We start from the raw sequence: 11,959 nt of genomic DNA, 5'->3' as shown, positions 1-11,959 counted from the left end.
CTCAGCGTTCGAGGCCCGCTCGATCCCATCCCGCCGCGTCGGCGGCCGCGGCGTAGGTGTCCTGCAGGAATTCGAGCAGAACCGCATCCGGGTCGGCGGCTTCGCGAACAGCCGTGTACGGCAACAGGAACTCGCCGAGCGATTCGTCGAACGAGGCGGCTGCCGGGCCGACCGGTGTGGTCCGAAAGCCATCGGGTTCGGGGTAGGCGTACGAGTAGAAGCTGCCCTCGCCGTCCGGGCCGGGCCAGTAGCCGGCGCTCGACACCTCGTGCGAGTAGGCCTCCCACATCACATGCGGGCCGCAGTTCGGGGCGCCACCGGGATGTTTCGGCGCCGGCCGGCCCGAAAATCGGGTGACGGCGATGTCGCAAGCGCCCCAGAAGAAGTGGGAGGGACTGACCTTGCCCACATAGCGTGACCGGAAGATGTCGAAGACCCGGTTGATCTGCACCAGCGCGAGCCAGAAGCGTTGGGCAGCATCGGGATCGTACGCCGAGTGCTGACCATCCGAGTCGAAGGGGATCGCGCCGGGGATCTCGACGGGCATGGTCCAGATGTCCGTCGAGACGCCGAGATCGTCGAGCGTGGCCATGACGTCGCGATAGAAATCGGCGATCGGCCGTTCGCGCAGCGGGATCGACTGCCGGCGGCCATCGGTCGTCATGACGACCAGCTGATGGTCGGCGAAATCGAAATCCATGCTGAAGCCGTGGTTCCCGTAGGGAATGAGTCCAGTCGTCAGCCCGCGGCTCGAGACGTAGAGGACGACGTTCCACCAGTGGCTCATCACGTCGGTGTTGACCATCCGGACCTTGCCGACGACCTGCGTCATCAGCTGGATCGTGTCACGGGTGTCGGCCCACTCGTCGACCGGGATCGTGGGCCAGCCGGACTCGTTCGACACCGTCATCCGTTCGCCGCGATCAGCTCGGCACATCGTTCGCCGACCAGCATCACCGTGATGTTGGGGTTGACCGTGGTATGCGCGGGGAACACCGAGGCGTCGGCCACCCGCAGGCCGTCGACACCTTTCACCCGCAATTCGGGGTCCAGCGGCGACATCGGGTCGTCCGCCGGTCCCATACGGACGGTGCCGACCGGGTGATAGACGGTGTTGTGGGTCCGTCGGATGTAGTCGGCGAGCTCGTCGTCCGACGTGGTGTCCGGTCCCGGATAGAGTTCGCGTGCAACCCAATCCGCAAGCGGCGCTGCCGCTGCGATCTCTCGCGCTTTGCGGATTCCGGCGATCATGACCCGCATGTCGTGACCGTCCGGGTCGGTGAAGTAGCGCGGGTCGACGCGTGGTTTGTCACGGAAGTCCCGCGACCGCAACCGGATGGTCCCGCGCGAACGGGCATGCGTGACATTGGGTGTGAGGCAGAAGGTGTTCTCGCTGGTGGGGTAACCCTGCCGGAGGGTGTGCATGTCGAACGGGACGCTGCCGTAATGCATCATCAGATCGGGGCGGTCGAGGCCGTCGACCGTGGTGGTGAAAATTCCCGCCTCCCACCACTGGGTGGATTCCCGCGTCATCGGCCGGGTGGTCTCGAATCCGATGACCCCCTCTGGGTGATCTTGCAGATTCGCGCCGACTCCCGGTGCGTCGACGACGACGTCGAGCCCGTGCTCACGCAGATGGACGGTCGGACCGATCCCGGAGAGCATCAACAACTTCGGGGTGTCGATGGCGCCGGCGGAGATGATGACCTCGCGGTCGGCACGCAGCGTGACCGTGCGACCGAACGCGTTGTCGGTCAGCTCCACGCCCACGGCTCGTGGGGCGCCGTCGCTGTGCTCGATGACGATTCGCTTGACCCACGCCCCGGTGCGAACCGTCAGATTGGGGCGGTCGAGGATGGGATGCAGGTAGCTGACCGAGGACGATGACCGGACCCCGTCGGGCCGTCGGTTGATCTGGAAGAAGTTGGCGCCGTTGATCACCGTTGTGCCGCTGTTGAACTCGGCGCGCGGGATGCCGACTGCCTCGCAGGCGTCGAGGACGGCCACGCCGCAGGGGTCATCGGGAGGCACGGTCATCAGGTGCACCGGCCCGCTGCGTCCGTGATGGTCACCGGGGGCGTCGTTGGTCTCGATCTGCGGATAAAGACGGTACACAGAGTCCGAACCCCAACCGGTGCAGCCGAACTCGTTCTCCCAGTCGTCGAGGTCCTCGCGTGGTGCCCAGAATGCGATGCAGCTGTTGTGGGAACTGCATCCGCCGAGGACCTTCGCCCGGGCGTGCCGCATGAAGTCGTTGCCGTTCTCCTGCGGCTCGATGGGGTAATCCCAGTCGTAGCCCGACTCGAGCAGCTCCATCCATCGGTCGAGCTGCAGTATCGCGTCGTCGCCGACGTCGGACGGACCCGCCTCGAGCAGGCATACGCTGACGTCGGCGTCCTCGGAGAGCCGGGCCGCGACTGCGGCGCCCGCGGATCCGCCGCCGACGATCAGATAGTCGTAGGCCTGGCCCGTGTCACTCACCGTTGCTTCCTCTCTCGCTGAACCAGCCGGTCACACCGGGTCGGAGGTTCTCGTAGACGTGTTTGGCCTCACGGTATTCGTCGAGTCCGGACGGTCCGAGTTCGCGGCCGATCCCGGAATGTCCGAACCCACCCCATTCCGCCTGTGGCAGATAGGGTCCGAAGTCGTTGACCCAGACCGTCCCGTGCCGAAGCCGGGAGGCGATCCGGCGTGCCCGCGCGGAATCCGACGACCACACCGCACCGGCCAGGCCGTACTCGGTGTCGTTGGCGATGGCGACCGCCTCGTCCTCGTCGGTGAACGTCTCGACGGTCACGGTCGGCCCGAACGCCTCGTCGTGGACGCAGGCCATCGTGGCGTCCGCACGGTCGATGACGGTCGGTGGATAGAAGTACCCGTCGTCGAGCACGCCGGAACCGTGATCGCCGGTGGCGAATGCGCCGCCGGTGAGGATCTCGGCGCCGTCGGCGCGGGCCTGCTCGACGTAAGCCTGCACCTTGTCGCGATGCTGCCCCGAGATGAGCGGCCCCGTCTCGGTGCCCTCCTCGTACGGAAGTCCCAGCCGGATCTGTTCGGCACGGCGGACGAGTTCGGTGACGAACCGGTCGTGAGCGGACTCCTCGATGATCAGTCGCGCCCCCGCCGAACAGACCTGGCCCGAGTGCAGGAACGCCGCATTGAGCGCATTGTCCACGGACGCGGCGAGACGCTCGTCGGTGTCGCAGGCGTCGGCGAAAACGACATTCGGGTTCTTCCCACCCAATTCGAGCGCCACCTTCTTGACCGTCGCGGCAGCCTCACGCGCGATGATGCGTCCGGTGGCGAGGCCTCCGGTGAACGACACGAGGTCCACGTCCGGATGTGAGGAGAGAGGAGCCCCGGCGGTGGCGCCCGCGCCCAGAACAAGGTTCGCGACCCCGGGAGGCAGCCCGAGATCGTGCAGGACCCGCATGATCAGAATCGCGGTGTGCGGGGTCAGTTCGGCGGGTTTCAGCACGAACGTGTTCCCGGCGGCGAGTGCCGGTGCGATCTTCCAGGCGGCCTGCAGCAGTGGGTAGTTCCACGGCGTGATTAGCCCGCAGACACCGATCGGTTCGTATACCACCCGGGAGTCGACGTCGGCGGACCCGGCATCGACGATGCGGCCCGCCTCCTCGGCGGCACGTTTGCCGAAATAGCGGAAGCAGTTGGCGATGTCGGTCATGTCGATGTCCGACTCGTACGGCCGCTTGCCGGTGTCGTCGGTCTCGGCGCGCACGAACTCGTCGCGCCGCGAGTCGATCTCGTCCGACACCCGGAGCAGCAGATCGCCGCGTTCGGTGGCCGAGGCGGCCCGCCACGGTCCGTCGTCGAAGGCGCGGCGTGCGGCGGCGATCGCGGCCTCGGTGTCGGCGCTGTCGGCCTCGGCGACCACACCTACCAGTGAACCGTCTGCGGGACAGCGAATCTCGCGTGTCTCCCCGGACATCGACGGTCTCCACTGACCGTCGATGTAGAGGGTGTCGGTCATGGGGAGGGAGCTCCTTCCGGATCGTCGGTGGGGGCTTCGACCACACCGTCGGAATCGACGTTCCCGGTGGCCGACCGTCGCAGATGCAGATATCCGAGATGGCGCTCGTACTGATCGAGGATGTCGCCGATGACCTGTTCGCGGCTGTAGCCGTTGAGCGAGTAACCCTGCGAGCCCTCCGACAGGTACACCTCGCAGCGGAAGTACCTGTCGTCGTGCGACTGGGTGCGGACCGCGAAGGTCGGTGTCGGGGCCGATGTCGGCCACACGCAGTAGTCGAAGCGCGGCTCCTCCGCGAGGTCCACGACCAGCCGCGGCGAAGCCACCCCTTCGTTGCTGCCGGATTCGTCGACCGTTGCGGTGATGCCCTCCTTGGCGAACTCGCCGGCGACCTCGTGCATCGCCGGGACCACCGAGCCGGTGATGAACCGCTGAGTCGCCGCCGGACCCGGATGTCGCAGGGTGCCCAACAGGCGTTGGCGCCATCCGCCCTGATCGGCCGCCCCACGCCCCGCGGCGATCAGGTTGGGCAGCGTCGTCCGGAAACTGTCCAGCTTGTACGACTCGGTACGAAGCGCCTTCAGCAGCGAGATGCAGATCAGCGCGAGGACGAAAGAGAACGGCAGGCCCATGATCACGGTCGCGGCCTGCAGGGTCAGGATCGACCCGTCGCCGCCGCCGGCGAACAGCATCGACAACGTCAGCAGACCGATCGCAAGGGACCAGAAGACGCGGATCGAGCGTGCGCAGTCGGCCATCGGGTCGGGCAATCGTGACGTGAAGTTACCCATCACGAGTGACCCGGAGTCGGCGCTGGTGATGTAGAACAGCAGACCCGTGATGGTCGCGACCCCGATCAGCAGCGTCGACCCCGGGTACTCCTCGAGCAGCGAATAGAAACCCGCCTCGGGCGCCGTGGCGGTGATCTCGGCGAAGTCGGCGTTGCCGCGCGCCACCTCGAGGGCGCTGTTGCCGAAGATCGACACCCACAACAGGATGAAGCTGAACGGCACCACGAGCACGCCGAACATGAACTGCCGAAGTGTGCGGCCCCGCGAGATGCGGGCGAGGAACAATCCCACGAACGGTGCCCACGCGACCCACCACGCCCAGAAGAACAGCGTCCAGCCGTCGACGAAGGCCTGCGCGTCATTGTCCGGGGGCGGATTGATCTGATCCCACGCGAACGTGTCCAGGGTGCGGTCGAGGAAGGTCGACACGTAGTCGCCGGCGTTGAGCGCCAGCGCGTTGAGCAGGAAGTCGCTGCGGCCCGCGATCAGGATGTAGACGAGCAGGAAGATCGCCAGGATCACGTTGATCTCGGAGAGTCGGCGGATTCCGCGGTCCACACCAGAGATCGCCGATGCGGTCGCGACGACGACGGACAGGATGATCAGCCCGATCTGCGCTCCCTTGCCCTGCGAGATCCCGAAGATCTCTTCCAGCCCGAAGTTGAGCTGCACCACCCCGATGCCGAGCGACGTGGCGATCCCGAAGATTGTGCCCAGCACGGCGGCGACGTCGATGGCGTCACCCCAGCGGCCCTCCACGCGCCGGCCGAAGATCGGATACAGCGCCGCCCGGATGGTCAGCGGCAGGTTGTGGCGGAAAGCGAAGTACGCCAGCGCGCCACCCATCAGGGCATACATCGCCCAGCCGGTGACGCCGTAGTGAAACACCGTCCAGGTCACGGCCTCGCGGGCGGCGAAGTTGGTCTCGGGAGGTCCGGTCGGCGGAGCCAGGAAGTGGGTCACCGGTTCGGCCACGGAGAAGAACATCAGATCGATGCCGATGCCGGCCGCGAACAACATCGCGGTCCAGGTGAACAGACTGTATTCAGGGCGCGACTCCTCGGGCCCGAGGCGGTAGCGGCCGTACTTGCTGGCACCGACGAACACCACGACCGCGACGATGCCGGTGGCCAGGATGAAGTACCACCACCCGAACCAGCGGGTGATGAAATCGCGGACGTCGCCGATCACGCTCTCGGCGGCCTCAGGTGCGGCGAGGGCCCAGATCGCAAACGCGAGGACGATGACCGCGGACGCGGCGAACACGACCTTGTTGACGGAGCCCGTGGAGGCTTGCGGATGCGGACCGGTATCCCGGTCGGAGGGATGCGGCCGAGCGCCATCACTCATTTCTGGAAGGCTACCGTTGTTCACCGCGTCCGGCGCGGGTTCGACGCCAAGTCCCTGAACGGGCCATTTCGGCGTTCGGGCGGCCCGTTCGCTCTCGGCGTATCAGACACGGAACACAGCGCCGACGTGCGCGGTTGTACTGCGCAGACCCCCGCCATGTCGGCCAGATGAATCGTTGCTGACGGGCGTTAACTGTGGATGCACCTCGAGCGACCACTAGAGTGGAAGCAGGCTGGTCGTCACACAGGGACACGACGTTTCCGACACCGCTTCCGCAGTTGTCGCCACTGCGGTTGCCACCGACGGCCGGGGCGCTAGCAAACGAGGGAGAACAATGTTCGAACGGTTCACCGACCGCGCACGCCGGGTCGTCGTCCTGGCGCAAGAAGAAGCGCGGATGCTCAACCACAACTACATCGGCACCGAGCACATCCTCCTGGGTCTCATCCACGAGGGTGAGGGCGTGGCCGCCAAGGCGCTCGAGTCGCTCGGGATCTCGCTGGAGGGTGTCCGCAGCCAGGTCGAGGAGATCATCGGCCAGGGCCAGCAGGCACCGTCGGGTCACATCCCGTTCACGCCGCGCGCCAAGAAGGTCCTGGAGCTCTCGCTGCGCGAGGCGCTGCAGCTCGGCCACAACTACATCGGCACCGAGCACATCCTGCTCGGCCTCATCCGTGAGGGCGAGGGTGTTGCCGCTCAGGTGCTGGTCAAGCTGGGTGCCGACCTCAACCGGGTCCGCCAGCAGGTCATCCAGCTGCTGAGTGGCTACCAGGGCAAGGAGCCGCAGGAAGCCGGCACCGGCGGTCGCAGCAGCGAGTCCGGCACCCCGTCGACCTCGCTCGTCCTCGACCAGTTCGGCCGCAACCTGACCGCGGCCGCCGCCGAGGCCAAGCTCGACCCCGTCATCGGGCGCGAGAAGGAGATCGAGCGGGTCATGCAGGTGCTGAGCCGCCGCACCAAGAACAACCCGGTGCTGATCGGCGAGCCCGGCGTCGGCAAGACCGCCGTCGTCGAGGGCCTTGCGCAGGCCATCGTCAATGGCCAGGTGCCCGAGACGCTCAAGGACAAGCAGCTCTACACCCTCGACCTCGGTTCTTTGGTCGCGGGCAGCCGCTACCGCGGTGACTTCGAGGAACGCCTCAAGAAGGTGCTCAAGGAGATCAACACCCGCGGCGACATCATCCTGTTCATCGACGAGCTGCACACGCTGGTCGGGGCGGGTGCCGCCGAGGGCGCGATCGACGCCGCCAGCATCCTCAAGCCGAAGCTGGCCCGTGGCGAGCTGCAGACCATCGGCGCCACCACCCTCGACGAGTACCGCAAGTACATCGAGAAGGACGCCGCCCTCGAACGCCGGTTCCAGCCGGTGCAGGTCGGTGAGCCGTCGGTGGAACACACCATCGAGATCCTCAAGGGTCTGCGCGACCGCTACGAGAGCCACCACCGGGTGTCCATCACCGACGGTGCACTCGCCGCGGCCGCGACGCTGGCCGACCGGTACATCAACGACCGCTTCCTGCCGGACAAGGCGATCGACCTCATCGACGAGGCGGGCGCGCGCATGCGTATCCGCCGGATGACCGCGCCGCCGGACCTGCGTGAGTTCGACGATCGCATCGCCGACGCGCGCAAGGAGAAGGAGTCCGCGATCGACGCGCAGGACTTCGAAAAGGCCGCCAATCTCCGCGACAAGGAGAAGCAGCTGGTCAACGAGCGTGCCGAGCGTGAGAAGCAGTGGCGTAGCGGCGACATGGACGTCGTGGCCGAGGTCGACGACGAGCAGATCGCCGAGGTCCTCGGCAACTGGACCGGAATCCCGGTGTTCAAGCTCACCGAGGAGGAGACCACCCGTCTGCTCCGCATGGAGGACGAGCTGCACAAGCGGATCATCGGCCAGGAGGATGCGGTCAAGGCCGTGTCCAAGGCGATCCGCCGTACCCGCGCCGGCCTGAAGGACCCGAAGCGCCCGTCCGGTTCGTTCATCTTCGCCGGCCCGTCCGGTGTCGGTAAGACCGAGCTGTCCAAGGCGCTCGCGAACTTCCTGTTCGGCGAGGACGACGCGCTCATCCAGATCGACATGGGTGAGTTCCACGACCGGTTCACCGCGTCGCGGCTGTTCGGTGCCCCTCCCGGCTACGTCGGCTACGAAGAGGGCGGCCAGCTCACCGAGAAGGTGCGCCGCAAGCCGTTCTCGGTGGTGCTGTTCGACGAGATCGAGAAGGCGCATCAGGAGATCTACAACACGTTGCTGCAGGTCCTCGAGGACGGCCGTCTCACCGACGGTCAGGGACGCACGGTCGACTTCAAGAACACCGTGCTGATCTTCACCTCGAACCTCGGTACGAGCGACATCTCCAAGGCCGTCGGCCTGGGCTTCACCTCCGGTGACGACTCGACGTCGAACTACGAGCGGATGAAGCTCAAGGTCAACGACGAGCTGAAGAAGCACTTCCGGCCGGAGTTCCTGAACCGTATCGACGACGTGATCGTGTTCCACCAGCTGACGCAGCAGGAGATCATCGAGATGGTCGATCTCATGATCACCCGCGTCGAGACGCAGCTGAAGAACAAGGACATGGCGATCGAGCTCACCGACAAGGCGAAGGGGCTGCTCGCCAAGCGCGGCTTCGACCCGGTGCTCGGTGCCCGGCCGCTGCGTCGCACGATCCAGCGTGAGATCGAGGATCAGCTCTCGGAGAAGATCCTGTTCAACGAGCTGACCGCGGGTCAGATCGTGCTGGTCGACGTCGAAGGCTGGGACGGCGAGGACGACGGTGAGGACGCCCGGTTCGTCTTCACCGGATCGGAGAAGCCGCGTGAGCTCCCGGACGCTCCCGCCGAGCTGACCAAGGCCGGCGAGAGCAAGGGCGAGGCGAGCTAGCCTCCGCTCAGATACTCCACAACGTCGAAACCACCTTGCTTGTGAAGCAAGGTGGTTTCGACGTTCAGGGGTGGCTCCACCCGCTGGTCGAGTAGCCGCGAGCCCCCACCCGGTGGTCGACTAGCCGCGAGCCCCCACCCGGTGGTCGAGTAGTCGCGAGCCCCCACCCGGTGGTCGAGTAGCCGCGAGCCCCCACCCGGTGGTCGAGTAGCCGCGAGCCGCTAGGCGAGCGGCGTATCGAGACCGCTTGAGCCGCACTAGATCTCGATACGGCCTCGCCTAGCGGCTCGGCCTACTCGATCAGCGGGATAGTGGGCCGTCACAACGCCGCGATCCGGCGCGCCTTCGCGCAGTGCTCCACTCCGCGCCGTCGGCCCGGTATTACCTACAATGGGTGCATGTCGTCATCGGGGGAGACGCAGACAGTGGGGTCCAGTCGTCAGATCGGAACATTCCTTCGTCGTCGGGGTCTGTGGGCGGGGATCACCGCGACACTGTGGTTGGCGGGAACGTGGGGCGTCATCATGTTGCTGTTCCTCGCCCCGCAGCCGACGAAGGCTGACGGAGAGGTCACTTTCTCGTGCAATTCGATCATCGGCGACCAACACAGCTCGGCCCAGGTCGATTACATCGAGAACCGAGACGGTGAGCGCGTCTACCGGGTGTGTGCCGTGGCGCGTGACGAGCGACTGGGCTGGGCCATCGTGCTCGCCGGCCCCACACTCATCGCGGCCACCGCGTGCCTCGTGATTTTGGCAGGCGGCCGATCCGCGCCGTTCCGCGAGGTATCAGGCCATAGCCCTCGTGGAAACGGAGACTCTAGGAACGATCGCTCGGTCGTCGAGTAGGTGATCGGCGTATCGAGACCGCTTGAGCCGCACTGGATCTCGATACGGCCTCGCCTAGCGGCTCGACCTACTCGATCAGCGGGTGGGGGTCGGCCTTCTCGATCAGCGGGTGGGGGTCGGCCTTCTCGATCAGCGGGTGGGGCTCGGCCCACTCGACCAGCGGGTGGGGCTCGGGTTTCTTGATCAGCGGTGGGGATCAGCGGTTGGGGCTCGGGCTTCTCGATCTGCGGTCCCGCCGACTACAACGCCGCGATCTTCTCCTCCAACACCCGGCGCTGGTCGCCGTTCGCGGTCAGCTCGACGGCCCGGCGCAGCTCGGACCGGGCCTCCTCGGTGCGGCCCAGCTGGGCCAGCAGTTCACCGCGCACGCTCGGCACCAGGTGTGAGCTCGCCAGCTTCTTCGTATCGACCTCGGTGTCGAGCAGGTGGAGCGCGTCGTCGGCGCTCGCTGCCATCGACACCGCGACCACCTTGTTCAACGTCACCACCGGATTGCGGGTCAACTCTTCCAGAGCCTCGTAGATGATGACGATCTGCGCCCAATCCGTGGCGTCGACCGACGTGGCGCGCGCGTGGCAGGCGGCGATCGCGGCCTGCAGGGCGTACGGCCCGCGGCCGCGGCCCAAGGTGTCGACGTGGTCGAGGGTGGCGAGCCCGCGGGAGATCTGGCCACGGTCCCAGCGTCGCCGGTCCTGATCGGCGAGCAGCACGGGACGCCCGTCGGCCCCGACGCGCGCCGCAAACCGCGACGACTGAAGCTCCATCAGCGCGACCAGCCCATGCACTTCGGGTTCGGACGGCACCAGCGCGGACAACACACGGCCGAGCCGCAATGCCTCCGCGGCCAGCTCCCGGCGCATCCAGGTGTCACCCGAGGTCGCGGAGTACCCCTCGGTGAAGATCAGGTAGATGACACCGAGCACCCCGTTGAGGCGTTCGGGCCACTGCGCCGGCTCGGGTGCCTCGTAGGGCACCCGGGCCGCCGACAGCGTCTTCTTGGCACGCACGATCCGCTGCTGGATGGTCGGCACCGTCGTGAGGAACAGGCGCGCGAGTTCCTCGGTACTCAGGCCGCCGACGACACGGAGCGTGAGCGCGACCTGAGCGTCGCGCTTGAGGACCGGGTGACAGGCGACGAACACCAGTTTGAGGACGTCGTCGCGCACCGGCTCCCACTCTTCCTCGGCCACTTCGGAGAGGTCGCGGGCGATCATCTGATAGCGGTCGTCGAGCCGTTCCTGCCGTCGCCATCCGTCGATCGCGCGGCGCTTGGCAACCGCGGTCAGCCAGGCGCCGGCGTTCCGCGGAACGCCGGCGTCGGGCCATTGCTCGAGTGCCTCGGCGATCGCCTCCTGTGCGAGATCCTCCGCGAATCCCACATCTCCGACGACGCGTGCGAGCGTCGCGACGATCCGGCTGCCCTCGATACGCCACACCGCATCGACGGACCGCCGGATGTCGTCGTCGCTCACTTGGTGCCGAGTTCCTCCCGCCACCCCTTCTCCTTCTGGATGTACTCGTTGTCGGCGTAGTCCTCGAAGTCGGACTCGTCGGTGACGCGGCGCACCTCGAGCTTGGTGCCCGGGCCGAGCGGGGCCTTCTTCGCCCACTGCGCGGCCTGTTCCTTGCTGGAGACCTGCAGAATCCAGAATCCGTTGAACATCTCGTGGACCTCACCGTACGGACCGTCGGTGACCAGCGGGTCTTCGTCAGCGGAGAAGCTCACCACGAATCCCTCGGACGGATCCGCGAGTCCCTCGCCGGAGAGAAGCACCCCTGCGTTGATCATCTCCTCGTTGAAACGCCCCATCGCGTTGATGATCTCCTGGAAGTCGACGTCGGCGGCAGCGGCTTCGGCAGCCTCGGTTGCGCGCATGATCAGCATGTACTTCATCGTGTTGCCTTTCTCTCGGATTGTCGTGCGGAACGGGGTCCCTGGTGAAACCCTCTACCCTGACGTCGAACGAGTGCGAGTGAAATCGACACCGCGCTCAGAATAGTTTTCGACAGTGGTCAGATGGGGCCGACCGGACAGCCGATGCACACCTGGATGGGTCCGCGTTCGCGAGACTTCACGAACGATCGCTCGGTCGTCGAG

The 11,959-nt window shown here is 66.5% G+C and carries 8 protein-coding genes; 2 read left to right on the top strand and 6 right to left on the bottom strand.

Annotated elements, in window-relative coordinates; genetic code table 11:
• Nucleotide 1: 1 nt before the first annotated feature.
• The 4 genes from V1Y59_RS02665 to betT are packed head-to-tail and all read right to left on the bottom strand — an operon-like array spanning nt 2 to nt 6,132.
• Complete coding sequence (locus tag V1Y59_RS02665) at nt 2-910, bottom strand: DUF5996 family protein (protein WP_330503294.1); 909 nt, start codon at nt 908-910, stop codon at nt 2-4.
• Complete coding sequence (locus tag V1Y59_RS02660) at nt 907-2,481, bottom strand: GMC family oxidoreductase (protein WP_330503293.1); 1,575 nt, start codon at nt 2,479-2,481, stop codon at nt 907-909. The genes V1Y59_RS02665 and V1Y59_RS02660 overlap by 4 nt, the downstream gene beginning before the upstream one ends.
• Nucleotides 2,474-3,991 carry an aldehyde dehydrogenase family protein gene (locus V1Y59_RS02655; protein WP_330503292.1) on the bottom strand — a complete coding sequence of 506 codons (1,518 nt, stop codon included), beginning with the start codon at nt 3,989-3,991 and terminating at the stop codon, nt 2,474-2,476. The genes V1Y59_RS02660 and V1Y59_RS02655 overlap by 8 nt, the downstream gene beginning before the upstream one ends.
• Nucleotides 3,988-6,132 carry a choline BCCT transporter BetT gene (gene betT / locus V1Y59_RS02650; RefSeq protein WP_330503291.1) on the bottom strand — a complete coding sequence of 715 codons (2,145 nt, stop codon included), beginning with the start codon at nt 6,130-6,132 and terminating at the stop codon, nt 3,988-3,990. The genes V1Y59_RS02655 and betT overlap by 4 nt, the downstream gene beginning before the upstream one ends.
• Nucleotides 6,133-6,466: 334 nt before the next feature.
• Here betT and V1Y59_RS02645 point away from each other — a divergent pair, with 334 nt between their 5' ends.
• On the top strand, nt 6,467-9,013 hold the full coding sequence (locus tag V1Y59_RS02645) for an ATP-dependent Clp protease ATP-binding subunit (RefSeq protein ID WP_330503290.1): 2,547 nt from the start codon (nt 6,467-6,469) through the stop codon (nt 9,011-9,013).
• Between the two features lie 524 nt (nt 9,014-9,537).
• Nucleotides 9,538-9,861, top strand: coding sequence for a hypothetical protein (locus V1Y59_RS02640; protein ID WP_330503289.1), 324 nt, complete (start codon nt 9,538-9,540; stop codon nt 9,859-9,861).
• A 239-nt stretch (nt 9,862-10,100) separates the two neighbouring features.
• On the opposite strand, the gene V1Y59_RS02635 is transcribed toward V1Y59_RS02640, so the two are convergent.
• A complete protein-coding gene (locus V1Y59_RS02635; RefSeq protein WP_330503288.1) occupies nt 10,101-11,333 on the bottom strand; it encodes an RNA polymerase sigma factor in 1,233 nt (410 codons plus the stop codon).
• Entirely contained in the window at nt 11,330-11,755 is a 426-nt protein-coding gene (locus V1Y59_RS02630) for a YciI family protein (protein WP_330503287.1), read from the bottom strand. The genes V1Y59_RS02635 and V1Y59_RS02630 overlap by 4 nt, the downstream gene beginning before the upstream one ends.
• Between the last annotated feature and the right edge of the window lie 204 nt (nt 11,756-11,959).

Source organism: Gordonia prachuapensis (genome assembly GCF_036350515.1).
In the GTDB taxonomy this organism is placed as follows: Bacteria; Actinomycetota; Actinomycetes; order Mycobacteriales; family Mycobacteriaceae; genus Gordonia; species Gordonia prachuapensis.
This window is presented reverse-complemented; position numbering and strand designations above follow the sequence as displayed.